The organism is Mucilaginibacter defluvii (assembly GCF_039543225.1).
GTDB classification, from domain to species: Bacteria; Bacteroidota; Bacteroidia; order Sphingobacteriales; family Sphingobacteriaceae; genus Mucilaginibacter; species Mucilaginibacter defluvii.
Map to the genome: position 1 here is coordinate 643628 of NZ_BAABJI010000004.1, position 20324 is coordinate 663951.

A 20324-nucleotide genomic window follows, 5' to 3' on the forward strand; every position below is an offset into this window, starting at 1 on the left:
CGTTAAATTGACGCCGATTAGACTTTAGGGTATCTTCGGTTTATTCATCATTAGCCTTGGTAACGGTTTGTATTTCATTACCTGAAATATCTTTAGAAACTTTTATAGTTTTTACCGTTTTGCCATTTTGGGTAACAGTTATAGTTTTATCGCCAAAAATATCTTTAGACGTTTTGACTGAAGTCCCATCACTGTATCTTACAATTTTGTCTCCGAATACATTCACGTCTTTTGAATAAGAATAGGAACGCGTTGTTTGGCCGTCAGGTGTAGTAGTTTTTTTAGTAGTGTTACCAAAGCTATTGGTTAAAATTTCGGTTTCGCTTTTATCGCTATCGGTAAATGTCACTATTTTATCACCAAATATGTTGGTTGATTTTTTAACTGAAGACCCGTCGCTATAGTTAATAACGGTATCGCCAAAAACATTAACATTGGTTGATGTACTACGGATTTGCGCATTAGCGGAACCCAAGCCGCTAATAAAAAGCAACAAAAAAAGGTAAAAACTTTTCATAATCATAGGTTGAATATTATGCCTTATGGACGGGTAAAAAGAAAAAGAGTTTAAACTTAGGGAATAAAAAAACCACTTACTATTTGTAAGTGGCTATGCAAAAAAACGTCGCCCTGCCTGTACAATTTTCGAACCTTTTTCTCTATGATTTGAAGAAATTACTAGCATTAAATTTTTGTTACTCACAGTAATAATTAGCTGCTTTTCCTGTAATAGATAGTGCTGAATTTCTTCAATTCGATAAATATTTTGCAGTATGGTAAGAAAGCATCTTAGGTTTGATAACGAAATTAGCCAATGGAATAGTTAGCACTATTCGGAGAAGCAGGACAAAGCAGGGGTTTGCCAGTTGATTATTTGGAATATTTTCCGTCACTTATTGATACCAGGACCAGCGATTCACTGCTGGAAACTTTTATTCAACAAACTCCCTGGAAACAGCAGGTGAGGATGATGTATGATAAGGAAGTCATTACTCCGAGGCTTACTGCTTGGTATGGTGATCCCGAGGCTTATGATTACAACTCGCTGGGCAAAACAACCCCGAACAAATGGACAGAGGAACTATTAATGATCAAAGCGCTGGTCGAGCCATTAGCAGGGGTTAGGTTTAATAGCGTGTTGCTGAACTACTACCGGGATGGTAATGACTCCGTTGCATGGCATAGTGATAAGGAAGAGATATTGGGCAAACATCCTGTGATTGCTTCTATATAATGTGAATATTGAAATAAAACCGATTATCATCACTTTTATATTATGCGAAGCAAAACAGTTGACTATGTTGTAAAACAGTATTTAACAGCCACCGTACATCCAGTTACTTCGCATAATAATTTTAGCTATGGGCACCATGGGGGGACAATAAAGTTGAACCGTATTAAAGAGATAGCGTATGCAAAGTTTTCACAAAAAAGAAGGAAGGCTTATTTGGTCATTTGATTCCCATTTTCCGGAGTTTTTGCTCAAGTTACCAATACTGGTTAGTGTGGCATCATTCCAAAACAACATGAGCCGTAGTGAAGTGAAAAGCTTAGATTGCTTGTACGAGCTCTTTCAAATTAAATCGTTCTAAAGAACCGTTGTTTGGTACTCTGCAAGAATGAATTTTAACTTACCCCGATTCTTTGTATTATCAAAGGACGATGATATCTGTTCAATATTCAGAATATTTTCAAATTTACCTCACACATTGTGCCCATGAAGATTTTGATCATCGAAGACGAAACAGACCTGGCCCAAAGTATAAGCGCTTATCTTGCTGATGAAAATTATCTCTGCGAGTTTGCAGCTAACTATAATGAAGCGCTGGAGAAAATTGATCTCTACAAATATGATTGTATCCTCCTGGACCTGATGATGCCCGGAGGTAGTGGTCTTAAAATCCTCGGGGAGCTAAGGGCACAAAACAAGCAGGATGGTGTAATCATCATTTCTGCAAAAAATTCAATTGAGGACAAGGTCAAAGGGCTCCAAATAGGTGCCGACGACTATCTTCCTAAACCCTTTCACCTTTCTGAACTGGCTGCACGCATCTATTCAGTTATCAGGAGAAAACAATTCGGGACGGTAAATATTGTAGAGCAGAATGAATTAAAGATAGACTTGTTGGCAAAAGTGGTTACCGTTGAGGAAAAGGAAGTCCCTCTTACTAAAAAGGAATTTGATCTCTTGTTGTATTTTGTGAGCAACAAAAACAAAGTAATTTCAAAAACCGCTATTGCAGAACAGCTATCCGGTGATGTGGCGGATATGTTTGATAATTACGACTTCATTTACGCGCATATTAAAAACCTGAAACGAAAATTGCAGGATGCAGGATATGGTAATTATCTGAAAACCCTTTACGGAACAGGATACAAATGGGTCATATGAGCAAACTACTCAGTCGTTCACTGAAAAAATCGATTATTTATGCTGGTATAGTACTGGCGTGCAGCATACCGGTTTACTTTATCATCATCAACGAGCTTTGGAAGTATGAGATGGCTGAACATAATATCATCCTCACGGAAAAGGCAGCACGTGAGGACAGTTTCCTGATTATCGGCACCATCACCGCACTGACAGTGCTTTTCTTTGTTTTCCTGTTAGCCGGACTAGTTTTGCTAAACCGGCGTATTTCCAGGAAACTATGGCAGCCATTTTATGATAGCCTTGCAAGGATTAAGAATTTCGACTTAAATAGACAGCAATCGGTACAGTTTGACGACACCGACATTGCCGAATTTGCAGAACTCAATGGACATTTGCATAAACTGATCAGCGGTAGCGTATCTGCCTATAACCAGCAAAAAGAATTTGCAGACAATGCTTCGCACGAACTACAAACGCCCTTGGCAATTGTACAATCCAAACTGGATTTGTTGCTTCAAAGTCAATCCCTGACCGATGAACAGTACCATATTATCGAAGATGCACACAAGGCGCTGACCCGCGTAGGGCGCATTAATAAAAACCTGTTGCTGCTCACCAGGATCGATAACAGTCAGTATATGGAAGAAGAGCAGCTGGACCTTTCTTTCTTATTAGAAAAAACCATTACCCTGTTTAACCAATTTGCAGAAGCAAAACAAATTATCATTCATCGTGATATTGATCAGAGTGTTGCCATAAAAGCAAATAAAGAGCTGCTCGAAATATTGATTAATAATTTGCTGAATAACGCCATAAGACATAGTGCAGCGGATAAAATTATTGACGTAAAGCTTTCCAGCTCACAGCTTTCCTTTACCAATGCAGGAGCAGAATCGTTAAACCGGGATCAGTTGTTTAAACGCTTCAGTACCGCGTCTTCCGGTACCCCCGGCACCGGCTTGGGGTTAGCCCTGGTCAAACAAATTGCTGACCGATACGGTTGGAGCATTCGATATGCCTACGAACAAAACAAGCACGTTTTTTTATTAAATTTTTAATTCAGAATTTGTTACACCCGGATATCTTATGCCGTAGAAGTTCCTTTCGGTCATCGTATCAAAACGAATGTACCGACTATGATCAATCCAGCGCCCAGTATTGTTTTCAAATCAACAGACTCTTTTAAAATGACTACAGATAACAATATAGCAATTGCTATGCTTAGCTTGTCGATGGGAACGACCTTTGAAACTGGTCCTGTTTCCAAAGCTTTAAAATAGAATATCCAGGATAAACCTGTAGCAATACCGGAAAACAATAAAAACAGGAGACTATTTTTGGTCAAGGTTTTCAGATCTTTAAATTCTCCGGCAGCCAGAACAATGCTCCAGGAAATGAATAATATTACTGTCGTTCGGATTGCAGTAGCCAGGTTTCCACTTACCCCCTTCATTCCCAATTTTGCCAGAACAGCTGTAGCACCGGCAAATAAAGCAGATAAAATTGCATAGTATTTCCACATTAGTATTCTTATTTAGAAAATCAATTTCTGCATCAGGCTCATTTACATAGGCTGTTACAGTAACACCAAAGGACAATGAGGATTCTGAATTAATTCTGGACAAACCCGGCTTACCCTGGATATTTAACCACATGCAGACAGGGCTTTCTTTTAAACTGCTAATTCAGAATTTCTTCCAAATCGGGTGTTACCTATGCAGTACAAATTTTCTCTTGATGAAGCCTGTTTTAGTTGCCGTGGTGATGTATTTGTTTTGCATCCAGAGCTTGAAAGCACAATCCCCCGACAGTATCCCGCTCCCACAATCGTATAAAACCTTTAGAAAAGGCCTTTATGCCCCAGCTACGCTTATCGTTGCCGGTGTTTTTGCATCCAGTAGTTTCAAAGGTGCCATAAAAAAGGAAGTGGTAGAAGAACGTAACGAGCATTTTGGACATTTCAGTACCAGTATTGACAACTATTTGCAGTATTCACCCATTGCCATCGTATATGCCCTGGATGCAGCCGGGATCAAGGCCAAAACGAATATAGCCGACGGGACTGCAATACTACTCAAAGGTGAGTTAATGATGTTTGGTACTGTTACTTTACTAAAAAACAGCACACATCAGTTACGTCCTGATGGTTCAACCTATAATTCCTTCCCTTCAGGACATACGGCACAGGCCTTTGCTGCTGCTACATTTTTAAGTGAAGAGTACAAGGACAGGTATAAGTGGATGCCTTATGCCGCTTACGGTGTTGCCTCAAGTGTGGGCATCTTACGTATGGCCAATAACCGGCACTATATCAGTGATGTCCTGGTGGGTGCCGGGATCGGTATTTTGTCTATGAAAGTCGCTTACTGGACACACCAATACCATTGGGGAAAGAAGAAAAAAAACACTATGGGTTTTAATCCAGAGCTTCCATGACCTTCTTCCTTTGAAAATAATTCTTATCGTAATTGATCAAATGGATAAACACCGTCTATATCTCCTTGCAGAAGCAGAAAGTGCCGCAACAACAATATTCTCCGAACAGGTAAAACCGCTTTTTGTCTTTCACAATATTGAACATACCCGGCGGGTTGTAAGAGCGGCTGGTGAAATAATGACCGGTTATGAGCTTGAGGAATCAGACAGGTTTACTATTCTGCTCTCTGCATGGTTTCATGATACCGGATTTAATGCCGGGTACATAAAAAATCATGAAACACAAAGCATAAAAATTGCCACTGATTTTCTGACACAATATCAAGAGTCGGATGATGTTATTAGCCCTGTCACTGCCTGCATCGCGGCCACCCGCATGCCACAAAAGCCACTGACCATTCCTGAAATGATCATTTGTGATGCTGATCTCTTTCATTTGGGTACTGACGATTTTCCCGCAATGACCGAATTATTAAGACAGGAGTTCCAGCAGTATTTCGGTAAAATATTCCCTAAAGAAGATTGGGACAATCATAATATAGATTTCCTGACAAAGCACAGATATTTTACAACATATTGCCAGACGAAGCTTGAATCCCGAAAGGTAGAGTGGATAAAGGTGCTAGGCCAACAAAGACCGGGATAAGGTAATAATTTTAAGTAAAAGCACGTGTGCATTCAGGCTTTATTCAGAATCAGGTATAACCTTGCATCTCTATACAGGACAAACATCATGCATAAGTCCACGAACAAACATTAGCCAATTAAGATCAAATGAAAAGAAGCATCAGCGCAATAATCATCCTTTTATTAGTTATTACCTGTAAGGTAGAAGCACAAAATTCCAAAGTAACATTATCAGGCCTGGTAAGAGATACAAAAAACAAATCAGTGTTACCATTCGTAAATATCCGGCTTACAACGAATGACAGCATTTTTGTCGCAGGGACTATTTCCGGCGAAGACGGCCGGTTTGTTTTGCCTGATATTGGTAGTGGTAATTACAGATTGTCCCTGACTTCCGTCGGATACCAGTCAGGCAGTCAGGAGATACTCGTAGGCCAGTTGAGCAGTTTCCTGGACCTGGGAAATCTTGAGCTGGTTCCTGATGAGAAAACACTGGCCGAAGTAACCGTAACTGCAAAGCAGGAAATTGTTTCCAATAGAATGGATAAAAAGACATTCAATGTAGCGGATAACATAAGCCAGGCAGGAGGATCAGTTCTGGAAGCTATGAAAAATCTTCCCGGTATCACCGCAGGACAGGATGGCAAAATACAATTACGCGGAAGTGATAAGGTGATGATCCTGATCGATGGCAAACAGACAGCATTAACTGGTTTTGGCGGGCAAAGCGGGCTGGATAATATTGCAGCCTCGGCTATTGAAAAGATCGAGATCATCAATAATCCTTCTTCAAAGTATGATGCAAATGGCAATGCCGGTATTATCAATATCATTTATAAAAAGGAGAAAAAAGACGGGTTCAACGGGAAGATCGGATTAACCGGCGGCCTGGGGGCATTGTGGATCAAAAAAGAAAACTACCCAACAATAAGGCCACAATACCAGGCTACACCCAAGATCAATCCTTCCCTTTCTTTGAACTACCGGAAAGGCAAGATTAATTTATTCTTCCAGGGGGACGATCTCTATACCAAAACGCTCAATAAAAATGAATTCGTGGATAGGTTTTACGACGATGGCGACGTTGTAAAACAACAAACCAAAAGAAACAGGACTACAAATATAGTAACCGTAAAAACAGGTGCAGACTGGCTCCTGAATAACAACAATACAGTCACTATTTCCGGGCTATTCAGCAGTGAAAAAATTCTTGACCGGGGTGATGAACCTTTCTTTAACGGAAACCTTTCAGAAAGGAGACGGCTTTGGCAATTCCTCGAAGATGAACTTAAAACAACTGCAACTGCGTCTTTAAGTTGGCAACATAAATTTAAGCAACCGGGCCGGGTACTTAGTGCAGGTTTTAACTATACTTATCACAGGGAGAATGAGCAATATTTCTTTACCAATATCCTACCCGCTTATACCGGCCTTGATTCTTTTAAATTACTATCAGACGAGCATGTTGCAGATCTGAATCTGGATTATGTACACCCGCTGAAGTATGGCCGGTTTGAAACCGGAGTGAAATTTCGTAGAAGAACAATACCGGTAAATATGCAATTCAAGCCGGGGCTTAACTCACCACTGGATGCAAGCGCTGGCGGTGACGCGAACTATAAAGAAACAATCCCTGCTATTTACGGCAATTATATTTTTGAGAGCAATAAGTTCGAAGTAGAAGCCGGTTTACGGGTGGAATATGTAAACCTGGATTATTATGTCAATCCCAATCATCCTACTTATAAGAGCAGTGGTTATAATTATACCCAGCCCTTCCCTAATCTCAGGCTGGCTTATAAGCTTAATGATAATAACAAATTGTCCCTGTTCTATAACCGTCGTGTCGACAGACCCAATGAAGTGGATATAAGGATCTTTCCAAAGTACGATGACGCAGAAATCATTAAAGTGGGCAATCCGGGATTGAAACCCCAATTTACGAACACCTTTGAATTCGGCTATAAAACCAACTGGAATGAAGGTTATTTATTTTCTGCGCTATATCATAAGCGAATGGATGCAACCATTACCCGCATAGGTAGTGTTGTGCCCGGAAGCGACATCATATACAATATCTTTCAGAATGCGGGTAAAAGCTATAATAGTGGTGTGGAGTTGATGGTTTCTCAAAAGGTAAGCCCCTGGATGACCCTGAACCTGAATCTCAATGGGTACCAAAACATCATTGATTCCTTTACGGTAGTAAATCAATATCCTGTTGGGAATGTATTTACAGCGTCCAAAGAAGATATATTTTCAGGAAACGTCAAACTTAACGGACTATTTCATTTTGGGAAACTTCTGGATGCCCAGCTTACAGCAATTTACCAGGCACCGGACCTGGTGCCCCAGGGTAAGACATTTTCACGTTTCTCTATCGATATCGGTGTAAAGAAGGGAATTCAGAAAGGAAAAGGGGAATTGTTTTTAAACGCAACGGATATTGCCAACACACTTAATCTGAAGAAGGAGGTTCGCGGTAACGGGTTCCGGTATATAAGTACCGATTACTATGAAACACAGGTTTTCAGGTTGGGCTATAGCTATAAATTTTAAATCCTAAGTGCTGCTTGCTTTCTTTACAGTTGTGTATCAGATACACGCTTGAAAGCCCGCTGACTCCACAATAAAACGTTTTCTTTATGATATGAGAAGCAGGTTTAAATACCGTCTATTAATCAATAATTAACGTAACCGTTTTCATTATTTTATTCGTATAATATTTTGTTTTGTATCGCAGGTCATAAGGCCTGTTTTACACTAACTATATTATTATGCAAAACAATTTTGATTATGATGAAGTCACCTCAAAGGCTTACACTTATCTTCAGAACAATTTTTCTTACAGCGATGTCACTCTTTATCGCTACAGAAGTCGATGGCTTCTCGTCAAAGATTACATGGAGGATCATGGTCTTGAACTCCTAAGCCCTGCGGTTTGTAAAAACTAATTTTTACTGGAGGTAACTGAGAGGTTAGTGAATAAAAATGGCAATTATATAGCAATATCTATAGCAGCACTTTTACAGCCTCGGTCCTTTTCTTTTTAAACCAAGTGAAGTCGTCAGGCCAACACTTCTTTTAAACTGTTCTATTTCTTTTACCGATGCTTTCCGGCTTGTCATCATAGTAAGCACCTCGCTTCTGCGCTGCTCGAAGTGAATCTTCAATTTATCCGGCCAAGCCCGTACCAGTTCTTCTTGATAAACTTTTAATGGGTCTGCAGGATTATGTGCAACAAGGTTTACTCCTTCTACATTATCTATTCCTGAGACTACTACCGACCGACAAAAAATATCAAGGTTATCATATAAACCTGCATTCTGTACGCGCCTGAGTGCAAATGGTATTGACATATAGCGAATATCATGATCATACAACGATACCTTACGGCCAAAGCCTGTTGCGGCAAGCGCTTCCTCATAACGATACTGTATTCCTAAACGGCTCAAGCGCTCATGGACAGCAAGCAGAAAAATATCTACCTGATAACCGTTTTGTTTTGCGTGACTAATAGTAGCATTAAGCTGATCCCCTGACCTGAAAGTGGTTTCAAGAATGTAATTAAGCTTGTGATCAAGGCAATATTTACAAAGTTCATCATTCCATCTTTGCGCATATTCTGCGGTTAGAGAGGCATAGTCATCCGGATGAAATTGCTTAATATCTTTAGAAAACGGGTGAACATCGCGGAAGTTATCTGCATTGCATAAAACGGCATTTTTTGATAATTTTAGTTCTGCGTGTTTCTGTAATTCTGTTTTCCCGGCTCCAGGTTGTGCACCAATGATTATTAATGTTGGAACTTCAGCAGGTGTTACACCCAACGTATGCGCTTTGATAATACCATGAAAAAGTTTTTGAAAAGCTTTATCGGTTAACGCAAACTTTTCTTTTAGCTTATTCAGATAAAAATCATCAATCAAACTCATGCAGCGGCATCTATTTCTCTTAGAATTGGTGCATACTTATTAATGATCTCCTGCATCCTTCCTAAGCTCTTAAAATTCTCAGGTTCTTTATTAATTGCCTGAACTTCGTGCAGGAGCAGGTTTATTTTCTGCAGGTGCAGTTGATCGGGAAAAGGCTTTTGAGATTCTTTAAATTCCTCACGGATTGTATAGGCAATCAGCTCGTTTAAAATCGCATTGGTAGTTTCTGTAAGCCCATACCAGTCAAGGGAATTTTCGGTTGATTCAGATGGTTCCAGTTTTAGTTTCTGTTCGATTTCCAGCCAGTCCTTATAATCCAGTACAACAGAAACAGGTACGCCCGACTGATTTTTGATTATTTGCGCATTCATAATTCTATACTTTAACCCGCTCACACGGTGTATTCAAAAATACCAAAATTCAAGACCAATTCAAAGCCAAATGAAAAAATGTTTTGATATTAATTTTTATAAACAAAACATTTTATTAACTTAGTAATTGATAGCTGGTGCTCTGATAAGCAAAGAATAGTGTGTGCTCGAAAAATGTGGTGATGATGAAAACAATAAATTGTGATGAAGCGAAAGCACTTGATATGGTATTATACCTGTCCTTACTTGGACATGAGCCGCAGCGGGTAAGACACCCGGCTTATTGGTTCTGCTCCCCGTTCCGCCAGGAGAAAACAGCCTCCTTTAAGGTTGACAGAATTAAGAATTTGTGGTACGACCACGGCACCGGTAAGGGTGGCGATCTAATTAATTTTGGTATTACCTATTACAATTGTACTGTCTCGCAATTGCTACAAAAACTTACTACGCAGGTTAATGATTTCTCTTTTCACCAGCACCAAAATAAAGCAATCTTACCGGCAGAAAAAAGCTTCCTTTCAGAAGCTGAAAACAGTACAGATAGCCGTATTCTTATCCTGAAAACACGACCTATCCAGCAACCGGATTTAATTCGGTATGCGGCAGAAAGATACATATCGCTGGCCGTCTGCGGCCGTTATTGCAAGGAGGTGGATTTTCAATTATACGGCAGGAAAAATACCGCTATTGGCTTCCCCAATAACGCGGGTGGATATGAGTTGAGAAATGCTCATTTCAAGGGTAGCAGTTCTCCAAAGGACATCAGTTTTATTGATGAAGGAGCAACATCCCTGACGGTATTTGAAGGATTTTTTAATTACCTCTCTTTGCTTGAAATAAACGCTTCAAAGACGCTTCCACTGACAAATTTTCTGGTGTTAAACAGCCTTGCTTTCTTAGAGAGAGCAAAGCCGTTAATGGATAAACACGCGCAGGTTTTTCTGTACCTGGACAATGATAACAGTGGTATAAAAGCTACACAGCAGTTAGTGGTAAATGACAACAAAAAGTACAAAGATTTAAGCGCAGTCTATGACGGTTTAAAGGATTTGAACGAGTGGCTTAAAAGGCAGCCGCCACGCTTGAAAAAGGGCCTCGGAGTTAGGAGGAGTTTTTAGAGTTCAGGTAGCCAGCTATGTTTTGGTTTAACCAAAACGCTGGCCCTAATCCGCCTTAGGGCGGATTAGGTAGATTTTTTTCATGCTATCGCATTCAAAAAGTAAAGTGAGAAAGATATGGAGCAGCAGGAAACTATTTTTAAGAATAAGGGCGGGCGTCCAAAAAAGGAGGTCAAGCGGAACATTTTTTTAGCGCTTAAATGCTCCGCCGCTGAACGGCAATTGATAGTCGAAAAAGCAAAAAGTGTCGGCCTGTCGATCTCTGAATATCTCCGCGAGATGGCACTAGGAGGAAAGATTGACATACGCAAAAAAGCGTTTCCGCAGGAAATTTTAAACTTCACAGCAACGCTCAATCACCTTGCAGCAAACTTGAATCAGCTTGCAAAAAAACGTAATGGTATTGATGAGCTAAGTGTCATCGAGCGGGCGGAGCTAAAGCTGCAATCAGGTCAGCTTCAGGCGCTGGCAATGGATATTAAAACCTTCCTGCAATGATAGGCCATGTATCAATCGGCGCATCCTTTTATCATCTCATTCGTTACGTACTGGAAGATAAAAAAGAGTTGTCGGAGGAACAGAAAAAGTCGTTGTCTTTACAGGATGGGGTAAAGCATCGGGGCCGCGCGGAAGTACTGGAATATAACCGCTGTTTTGGTGATAAAAATGAGCTCACCAAACAGTTCAATGACGTACAGAAACTCAGCCGCAGGGTGGAAAAACCAGTCTTACATTTATCGCTGCGGTTGGCACCAGGCGAACAATTAAACCGTGCACAACTCGCCGAGATCGGTCAGGCTTGTGCGGCAGAATTCGGTATAGCTGACCACCAGTATATCTGCGTATTACACAAGGACACAAAAGAGCAGCACATTCATATTGCTGCCAACCGGGTGGGCTTTGATGGCAGGGCTGTATCAGACAGCAATAATTACCGGCGCATGGCTGCATTCTGCCGCAGGATGGAAAACCGGTACAGCCTTCAGAAAGTATTAAGCCCCCGGGCATTTTTACCGGCGGAGCAACGCAGCTTACCACGCCACGATAAACGCAAAGAAAAATTGCGCCAAGATATCAGCCATATCCTATCAGGAGTAAACAGCTACGCAGACTTTGAGCAACGGATGAAAGCATGCGGTTATCAGCTCATCAAAGGAAGAGGCATATCATTTATGGACGACAAAAAAGTTAAAGTAAAAGGCAGCGAGGTAGGTTTTTCGTTGGCGAAAATTGAAAAGATCCTTGCGTTGCAGCAAGAACTATCCAAAGTAAAGACGACCCAACAATTGCCTGCAAATGTACCTGTCACTATTTCTGACGGGCGGATATATGCACCTGATAGAAGTACAGGGCAACCCTTGCAGGAAATAAAGTCTGCTTCACAGCACCATCTCGAGCGGTTACTGGAAATACTGCTCAAACCGGAGCAGGATGATGGGAACTACAATTACGACCTGCAACGCGCAATGAAGAAAAAGAAAAAGAGAAAATACCTCGGTCATTAAATCCAAACAGAAAACTATGGAACCAGATCAAACAAAAAGAACAATTAAAAAAGAAGTGCTGGAGATCGTGCTGGAAGACTTTACGCGCGAGCAGCAACAACATAACCAGGTAATCAGTGACCTGGTAACTGTGATAAACGGGCTGACAACCAAGCTTGAAAAATCGGAAAATTCTGCAGGCGTTCAGCAGCCAACTACTGATAATGCAGCAATCATTAAAAGCGTTCAAAGCGCCATTACACAGGCTGTTGCTGGCTTACAAAAGCCAGAGCAGGAAGAACGAAAACAGGAGAGCAAAAAAATACAGATCCTGCTGTTCCCTGAACAGGATGCAAAGCTATTTTACAAAATCGTATTCAGCCGATGGCTGGTATGGCTGACAGTAATGCTTTGTATCAACAACCTTTATAAATGGGCTATACACTCCACTGAAAGGCAGCAAGCCGTCAGGATAGAATTGTTGCGGCAGGAACGTCTCCGCAACGCATGGGGATATTTGTATGATAGCAGCAATAAAGCAGTTAAAAAGTCAATGGAAAAAGCTTATCAGAAAAGCGTACTCCAGGAGCAGAAAGAATATCAGAATACCCGATAAATCATTTTCTTTTCTACTTTTCATCAGGGTAATTTTTTCGCAGGTCTTCGACCCGGTGGTATTTTAGCCAGTTAAGAAAAGCCGTTTCGTCAGCCGGTTCATAGTGAAAAAAAGAGCCGTTGGTCAGCAGCATAGAAACAAGTCCCTTAACTGCAATGTACCTTTTGACTTCTTCCGCTTTGAAGGGAAAACCGTCGAAATGTTCATCAGGTTGCATAGGCCAGGTTTAGCAGGGTATTGCGCGGGTCACCTGTGCTGCAAAAAAAGACGCGGGGCAGCTTATCTGGCAGAGGTCTTAGGAAACCTACAGGAATAAGTGCACCCGCGCGTTAACGCGAGCGTATTTCACTCATGTCCTCCTGTTTTTGAAAGTTCCTAAGTTTCTGCCAGGGACCAAGTAAACCGCTACAGTAATATCTTTATCGGCGGCAAATTAAAGTTTTCGTCTTTATCTCCCTCGGATAGTTTTAGGTTCACCTAATAATCTGAATTTCTGTTGATGTATAGGGTTTATCTTAGATGAAATGAAATTGCACACTCAGAAACCCAACGCCATGTTGTCCTCAAAAAAAATTATTCAAGGATTGAATGCCCTTAAGTATCCTTTTGTTGATCAAAGGCTGACGAATCTGAAAGGCGAAAAATGGGCTGTCATTGAAGGTATGGATGACATTTTTTTCATATCCAATAAAGGAAGGGTCTGGCATAATGACTATGAGCAGCTTTTCAGTGACGGCAGGTTAAGGCACCATCCTGCACGCTGTCTTAGACCAGCATTAAACATTGCGTATAACCATGCAGTCGGTGATTACTACGCGTATCCCGTAATAAACCTGCGCTATAAAGTCAGTTCGCACTGTTTTCTGCTGGCCAGGCTTTTATATCATAGCTTCATAGCACCTATCACAGAAATAGAAAAGCATAAACTGGTCATTTGTAAAAACGGTGATACGCTGGATTTACGTCTATCAAACCTACTGCTTGCCGATCAAAGCTTTGTCCACAAGCGGATGCACCAAAGAGGCCGAAACAATAATTTTCTTGCCAGTAGTCATGCCGAGGAAACAATTAAAAAAAGAAATGAGGCCACAGCCAAAAGAACAAAGAAAATAAGTTGTTATGACACGCAAGGCAGACTGTTAAAAACATATCGTTCAGCCGGTGAAGCTGCTATTGATAAAGGAATCAGCGAATCGCGTATCCGGCAAATTGCAGCCGGTTATGAACTGACCGCTGGCGGGTTCGCGTGGCGGTACGGTGCAGAAAAGAATATTGACTTTGCAAAAAAACTACAGCATAAAAGGGAACGGTACAAGCTGCTGATGGGTAAACCAGTGACACAGTACAACATGAATGGCAAAAGGCTTGCTATATTTCCTACCTTAAAAGATGCCAGCGCCGCAACGGGTGTAAACAGATCCGATCTTACCAACTGTATCAAGGGTAAAAGAGCAAGCGCCTTGGGCTACCTGTGGCGCGAAGGACATGGAGGTGCAAGGATAGATACTTCAGGAGTTCTTACAGGGGAATCATTACGAAGCATCCGGAAGAAAAAAGCAGTTGCACAATACACAAAGGATGGCAGGTTTATAAGAAATTTTGAAAGCGTAAAAGCTGCTGCCGTTTCAATCGGAGTTAATAATGCAACACTATCCGGAGCCTTACACGGTGCCTCGCGATATTGCGGCGGATTCAACTGGAAATTTGTAAAAGTCGAAGAATAAACGGTTCACAATACCGGTCAGCAACGACTAATATACAGAGTTAAAACAGGTCACTTTTATATTTTGGATATTGACTAATTCAGCCTGAAAGACAAGTTTTTACCGGAACATTTCTTTAAATCATGTATAATATTGTCAAGGCTTATAAATGAACCCTTCTTCTACCCAGAAGTGTGTAAAACAAATATTTTTTATAAGTATGTTTCAAGGATTGTATTTTTTAATATAGGTGATAATTTAATGATATTGAGCACAGTGTATGATATTTTATAAAAAACTATCCATTGGAATACAACTGATTTTAAACAACAGAAAAAATTTAATTTGTTGGTGAAACAAACCATTCTACTTTCGCTGAACAACACTTTACAACCAAAACAGGTGTTGACCAAACCGAATTGCGACCTTTCCTTTTTCTAACACTGCTTTTGTTAGCACAATGCTTACAAGCACAAGACCCGGCCGATACCGCACTTTCTACAAAGGACATTGATGGCTTTGTGCATAGTGTGCAGTCAAGACTTGCGGGCCTGGACAAGTCAACGGGCAAGGGACTCGCAAAATGGCTGAAAGGGATCAGGAAGCAGGAGCAGAAATTACAGAAAGAAGTCAGCAAGAAAGACACAACCGCTGCAAAACAACTCTTTAATAACAGCACCGCTACTTACGATAAATGGGAGCAGCAGCTCAAAGGCAATGATACCACACAGCAACTGAAAGAATACATTCCTGCATTAGATACGCTCAGGACCACGCTGCGCTACCTGGAAGGCAAGGCCGACCCCAAGCAACTGGCAGAAGCCAGGCAACTGCTGCAGCAATACGAAAGCAAACTTCAGATCAGTAATACCATTAAGCAACAACTTAACGAGCGGAAACAGCAACTCACCGGCAAGTTGAAAGAGCTGGGTATGGTGAAACAATTAGAAGGCTATAACAAACAAGTCTATTACTACAACCAGCAGCTGAACGAATACAAAGCATTGCTCAAAGACCGCAAGAAGCTGGAGGCAAAGGCAATGGCTATGCTGCGGAACAGCAAGCTGTACAAGAACTTTATTAAAAAGAACAGTGTGCTGGCAAAGCTGTTTGGTGTACCGGAGAACTATGGAACGCCAGCGAGCCTGGCAGGATTGCAGACAAGGGCATCGGTGACCCAGCAATTGCAGCAGCGCTTGGGAAGTATGCCCAATACAGGATCGGGGAACGGTAACCAGGGATTGGGGAATATGATGAACCCGCAACAGTATTTAAACCAGCAGATGCAGGCCGCACAAGCCCAACTGAATACCTTAAAAGACAAAGCCAGTAAACTGGGCATCTCTAACTCAGCCGATGCGGCAGACATGCCCGACTTTAAGCCGAACCCCGAGAAAACCAAAAGCTTCTGGAAAAGGCTGGAATACGGCGTTAACCTGCAGAGCCAGAAAAGTAACCGATGGCTGCCCAGTATTACAGATATAGGACTAAACATAGGTTATAAAATATCCGGTGCTTCTGTTGTTGGAATCGGAGTTGCGTACCGCTTGGGCTGGGGCCAGCCGTTGAGCCACATTAAGCTTACCCATGAGGGCATCGGATTCCGGACTTACCTCGATATGAAGCTGAAGGGTAGCATCTGGATGAGCGGAGGGTATGAGCTGAACTACAACCAGCGGATGAGTGACCTGCAGGCCACACTAAAGAACCTCGATGCCTGGCAGAAAAGCGGGCTGATTGGTATCACGAAAAAGACGAAGATTAAAGGGAAGAAGGAGCTAAAGACCTCTTTCTTCTATGACTTATTACACAACAGCCAGACACTACCGGGGCCTGCATTCAGGTTCAGGGTGGGATGGGGATTGTAAAGTCAAAAGGCAAAAATGTCAAAAGGCAAAAATGTGAAAAGTGAAATGTGAAAAACGAACATGAATAAACGGACACCGATAAGGCAATCATTCAACTAAAAATAAACTAACAATTAAGATAAACCAGGACAGGTATGAAGAAAACAACTGTACTACTGCTGAAAGTCTTGCTGGCTTTGTTGCTGTTGCCATGTGTGCAGCTGCTGCATGCGCAGCCTTACGGACCAAACCTGAATACAGAGATCCCTAAGATCATCCCGCCAACACCGGAGGCTGCAGCCATTGAAAAATTTGGTGTGGTGCCGGTGAACTATTCTACCGGTGTGCCCAATATTTCTTATCCCTTCTGGTCATGGAAGCGGGGTAAGCTGGAGTTTAGCCTGGGTTTAAGCTACCATGCAGGTGGTAACAAAGTGGAAGACATGGCTCCCAGCACAGGACTGGGCTGGGCTTTGACTGGCTTGGGTAGAGTATCACGCACTATCCGCGGGCTACCGGATGATGATCCTGCACATGGGTTTATGTATATGCCGGTATTGCCGCAGATTGCTCTTACGGGATATACCGGAGGGTATCATTTTACCAGTTCTCAAGTGTTGGACCAGCAAAGCTTTTCGCCGCTGGTTGCTATTACACAATATAATGTACCTTATTCTGATACAGTAAAACAACTCGTAGAAGGGTGGCTGGACGGTGAACAGGATATTTTTAGCTTTAGTTGCAGTGGTGGTTCAGGCCGGTTTATCTTTGATAAGCAGAAGAATATTATTCCGCTGGAACTGACGAATGTAAAGATCCAGCCATTATATGCTGCCTATTCAGGAGGACAGCCGTCGGGTAGTCTCAGTGCATTTATCATTACAGACGACAAAGGACTGGTGTACACTTTTGATTTTAGAGAGGAGCAGGCATCCCAATCATTTTCTGAAACACCTGCATTATCCGGTTCGGGCGCCAATACACAGGGAACCTGCGGCTGGCTACTGACCAAAATCCTGGATCCCAATACGAAAGATTCTATAACAATACAATACACAAATAGCCAGCTAAGTACTAATCCTGTCAAGTATGAAGGCGGCTTTAGTGAAAGCCAAGTTTACCAGATTACAGAAGCAGCCAAGTCGATTCAGCAGGTAATTCCTCATAGAAAGCGGGAAAGTTATATATACAGCCACCAAGTTATCAGCAGTCTGAATCCCGTTCCTGTAAGTGTTTCTTTTCCTGATGGAAGTACTGTTCAATTTGAGCATAATTTTAGCCGCGATGACTATACAGGTACAAAAGCATTATCGGGCATAACAGTGAAAGATTATAATAATGCGACAGTAAAAAAATTTAGTCTTAATTATTCTTATTTCATTGCATCAGGTAACGTACCAAATTTTCCTTTAGCTTATGGATCCGGTAATGATTACAGTAAAAGGCTCCGACTGGATAATGTAACCGAGTTATCGAAGGACGGCCTATTATCAAAACCAACAACTTTCACCTATAACTCCCTGCCACTGAATCCCCGTTATTCCAACAATCTTGATCTTTGGGGATACAATGTTGACCCGGCGAGAAACAACGCATGGAAAGTCCCGGAGTTTCAACTGGAAGATGAAGAATATTTTATTGATACAACTTATGGCAGATGGGTAGAAGGGGGTAACCGCGCTCCAGACTCTATATATGTAAAAGCAGGAGTGCTGGAGAAAATTACCTACCCTACCGGCGGCTTTACCAGCTTTGAATATGAGTGTAACCGTGCCTTTTCTTCATTGAATTATTACGTGGATAAAAAGACCAGTAACTCACTTGCATGGCAGTCGTACGAATTTGGCAATTCTTATAATATTTCTCTGCCGGGAAGAGTTGCCAGCAAAATCGATTTCTTATTTAAAGCGCAGGAATACGGTCCCAGACCTGTGCCTGATCCCAATGCACCACAGCCCTGTTTTGAGAACCAGCAGGATGTACAAAATGCCAGTATAGATGTGTATAGCACAGACTTGTCGGTAAATATAACCGTAAGTGTGCCTTATGGCGAGATGCTCAATGGCGCTAAAAGAGAGTTGGATCTGCCTCTTGGTAAAACATACAAGGTCAGGTTTAATTACGACACAACCATTCTTTGCGGTTATTCCTATCCTTTCCAGGCAACAGCCATCGCCACCTATCATATTCCTTTACAGGATAAGTTGGCAGGCGGCCTCCGGGTAAAGAAGATCACAGCCAACGATGGTGGCGGCAGAACGGTCGCCAAACAATACAGCTATAATTTAGCTAATGGGAATTCATCTGCAACACTTACAAGAGTAAATAACTATCAATACCATCGGACTGGTCTTGATGAAACAGATCTTACTTATGCAGACGCGGTTTTTTATCATACAAAGCATATCAATAATACCAGCAATCCAACACAAACAATGACCTTTTTGGATGGTTCGCCCTTGGTTTATACACACGTTACAGAGCAGGAAATAGACGGTGCTGTAACGGAAAGAGATTTTGATCCGGTAGTTATGGCTGCAGGTGGCAATGGAAACTATCCTTATGCACCGGTGCAGGACATACCGAACTTCAGCGGACTACTTACTAAACAGGTAGTGAAAGATAAATATGGTGCCATAAAATCTGAGCAAACAATTACCTATAGTAAAACAGATAACAGCCTGATCAGCCAGGTGGATAACCGGAACCTGAAAGCAGGCACTATTTCCAGTGCCATTTATTATAACTGTACCTATTATGTGGCAGAGCAGTATTTTATGCATGTGACTTATGCAGAGGAGGCATCTAATACCCTAAAGACTTTTGAGAACGGCATACAGAAAACGGTAACAACAGCAAAAGAATATAACGGACAGCATTACCTGCGTACTGTAAGTACCACTACCAGCACAGGAGAAGACCGTAAATACACGACCTATTACGCTTCGGATGTGACCAACCCGCTGTACAGTGATATGTTCCCGAAAAATATGCTAAACTACCCCGTGGAAAGCAAATCAGCCGTACCGCCGGAGCAGACCAACGGTACGCTGCTGCGCACACTTACGAACTACGGGTTGTACAACAGCAATACACTGATTGCACCCGCCACCCTGCAACGCTCTATACAGGGCAGCACTCCTGAAACGGAACTCACTTTTGATGCCTATGATGATAAAGGCAACCTATTACAGTACACTGCGAAAGACGGTGTGCCGGTGGCCTTTATTTATGGTTACCACAAGACCTACCCGGTAGCCAAAATAGCCGGCAGCACCTATGCCAATGCCATCAGCACGAGCGGTATTGACCTGAATGTGCTGGATAACCCGGCCGGTGACAATGCCCTGCGTACCGAGCTGAACAAGCTGCGCACTTACCTTACCGGCAGTACACTGGTAAGCACTTACACTTATGCACCTCAGGTGGGCACTACCAGCGAGACAGACCCCACCGGTAAGACCATGTATTATGAATATGACAGTTATAACCGGCTGAAGCTGGTGCGCGATAAGGACAACAATATTCTGAAGAAGCTTTGCTATAACTACCTGGGGCAGCAGACGGACTGCACGGAGACCATTGTTACCAACGGCCCTGCGCCCGATATGTGCAGCCCTGCCAGTTGCTGGGGTCCCAATCAAAAGTGCATCAATGGCGTGTGCGAGACCGGTGTAAAATACTACACGGCTTCTGTGCAGACCGGTCCTAATGCATGGGAATGCACTTATTCTTACCACTTCAGCGATAATACACTCGTGGGCAGCTATACTGAGATGAATGCGATGCCCTGTTTAATATTCGAAGACTAAT

Annotated in this window: 18 protein-coding genes; 13 read left to right on the plus strand and 5 right to left on the minus strand. The window is 42.1% G+C overall.

All coding sequences use genetic code 11. The annotated features are described in order from the left end of the window. Positions 1-40 precede the first annotated feature (40 nt). Positions 41-517: a hypothetical protein gene (locus tag ABD960_RS19855; protein ID WP_345334068.1), complete on the minus strand. Its 477-nt coding sequence runs from the start codon at positions 515-517 to the stop codon at positions 41-43. Positions 518-859: 342 nt separating this feature from the next. Here ABD960_RS19855 and ABD960_RS19860 point away from each other — a divergent pair, with 342 nt between their 5' ends. The 3 genes from ABD960_RS19860 (at position 860) to ABD960_RS19870 (ending at position 3432) form a co-directional block, all read left to right on the plus strand. Further along, on the plus strand, positions 860-1234 hold the full coding sequence (locus tag ABD960_RS19860; RefSeq protein ID WP_345334070.1) for an alpha-ketoglutarate-dependent dioxygenase AlkB family protein: 375 nt from the start codon (positions 860-862) through the stop codon (positions 1232-1234). Between the two features lie 483 nt (positions 1235-1717). Continuing rightward, positions 1718-2392, plus strand: a complete 675-nt coding sequence (locus tag ABD960_RS19865; RefSeq protein ID WP_345334072.1) for a response regulator transcription factor — start codon at positions 1718-1720, stop codon at positions 2390-2392. Further along, entirely contained in the window at positions 2389-3432 is a 1044-nt protein-coding gene (locus ABD960_RS19870; protein WP_345334074.1) for a sensor histidine kinase, read from the plus strand. Before ABD960_RS19865 ends, ABD960_RS19870 begins: the two co-directional genes overlap by 4 nt. Positions 3433-3482: 50 nt before the next feature. On the opposite strand, the gene ABD960_RS19875 is transcribed toward ABD960_RS19870, so the two are convergent. Then, a complete protein-coding gene (locus tag ABD960_RS19875; RefSeq protein WP_345334076.1) occupies positions 3483-3896 on the minus strand; it encodes an EamA family transporter in 414 nt (137 codons plus the stop codon). A gap of 266 nt (positions 3897-4162) precedes the next feature. Between ABD960_RS19875 and ABD960_RS19880 the strand changes: the two genes are divergently transcribed. The 3 genes from ABD960_RS19880 (at position 4163) to ABD960_RS19890 (ending at position 7996) form a co-directional block, all read left to right on the plus strand. Beyond that, complete coding sequence (locus ABD960_RS19880) at positions 4163-4810, plus strand: phosphatase PAP2 family protein (RefSeq protein WP_345334078.1); 648 nt, start codon at positions 4163-4165, stop codon at positions 4808-4810. Between the two features lie 40 nt (positions 4811-4850). Continuing rightward, a complete protein-coding gene (locus tag ABD960_RS19885; protein WP_345334080.1) occupies positions 4851-5456 on the plus strand; it encodes an HD domain-containing protein in 606 nt (201 codons plus the stop codon). Between the two features lie 128 nt (positions 5457-5584). After that, positions 5585-7996, plus strand: coding sequence for a TonB-dependent receptor (locus ABD960_RS19890; RefSeq protein ID WP_345334082.1), 2412 nt, complete (start codon positions 5585-5587; stop codon positions 7994-7996). 467 nt (positions 7997-8463) lie between these two features. Here ABD960_RS19890 and ABD960_RS19895 read toward each other — a convergent pair whose 3' ends face one another. Beyond that, entirely contained in the window at positions 8464-9372 is a 909-nt protein-coding gene (locus ABD960_RS19895; protein WP_345334084.1) for a zeta toxin family protein, read from the minus strand. Further along, positions 9369-9743, minus strand: coding sequence for a hypothetical protein (locus ABD960_RS19900; protein ID WP_345334086.1), 375 nt, complete (start codon positions 9741-9743; stop codon positions 9369-9371). Before ABD960_RS19900 ends, ABD960_RS19895 begins: the two co-directional genes overlap by 4 nt. Before the next feature lie 182 nt (positions 9744-9925). On the opposite strand from ABD960_RS19900, the gene ABD960_RS19905 reads away from it, so the two are divergent. The 4 genes from ABD960_RS19905 (at position 9926) to ABD960_RS19920 (ending at position 12961) form a co-directional block, all read left to right on the plus strand. Beyond that, positions 9926-10861 carry a toprim domain-containing protein gene (locus ABD960_RS19905; RefSeq protein WP_345334088.1) on the plus strand — a complete coding sequence of 312 codons (936 nt, stop codon included), beginning with the start codon at positions 9926-9928 and terminating at the stop codon, positions 10859-10861. A 117-nt stretch (positions 10862-10978) separates the two neighbouring features. Beyond that, the gene (locus ABD960_RS19910) at positions 10979-11359 is read left to right on the plus strand and encodes a plasmid mobilization protein (protein ID WP_345334090.1); all 381 of its coding nucleotides are present in this window, start codon (positions 10979-10981) and stop codon (positions 11357-11359) included. After that, positions 11356-12366: a relaxase/mobilization nuclease domain-containing protein gene (locus tag ABD960_RS19915; RefSeq protein WP_345334092.1), complete on the plus strand. Its 1011-nt coding sequence runs from the start codon at positions 11356-11358 to the stop codon at positions 12364-12366. The genes ABD960_RS19910 and ABD960_RS19915 overlap by 4 nt, the downstream gene beginning before the upstream one ends. A gap of 16 nt (positions 12367-12382) precedes the next feature. Next, on the plus strand, positions 12383-12961 hold the full coding sequence (locus tag ABD960_RS19920; RefSeq protein ID WP_345334094.1) for a hypothetical protein: 579 nt from the start codon (positions 12383-12385) through the stop codon (positions 12959-12961). Between the two features lie 13 nt (positions 12962-12974). Here ABD960_RS19920 and ABD960_RS19925 read toward each other — a convergent pair whose 3' ends face one another. Then, entirely contained in the window at positions 12975-13178 is a 204-nt protein-coding gene (locus ABD960_RS19925; RefSeq protein ID WP_345334096.1) for a hypothetical protein, read from the minus strand. 307 nt (positions 13179-13485) lie between these two features. Between ABD960_RS19925 and ABD960_RS19930 the strand changes: the two genes are divergently transcribed. The 3 genes from ABD960_RS19930 (at position 13486) to ABD960_RS19940 (ending at position 20323) form a co-directional block, all read left to right on the plus strand. After that, positions 13486-14685, plus strand: a complete 1200-nt coding sequence (locus ABD960_RS19930; RefSeq protein WP_345334098.1) for an NUMOD1 domain-containing DNA-binding protein — start codon at positions 13486-13488, stop codon at positions 14683-14685. A gap of 428 nt (positions 14686-15113) precedes the next feature. Continuing rightward, entirely contained in the window at positions 15114-16532 is a 1419-nt protein-coding gene (locus ABD960_RS19935; RefSeq protein WP_345334100.1) for an AAA family ATPase, read from the plus strand. 134 nt (positions 16533-16666) lie between these two features. Beyond that, entirely contained in the window at positions 16667-20323 is a 3657-nt protein-coding gene (locus tag ABD960_RS19940) for an RHS repeat domain-containing protein (protein WP_345334102.1), read from the plus strand. Position 20324: the final 1 nt, after the last annotated feature.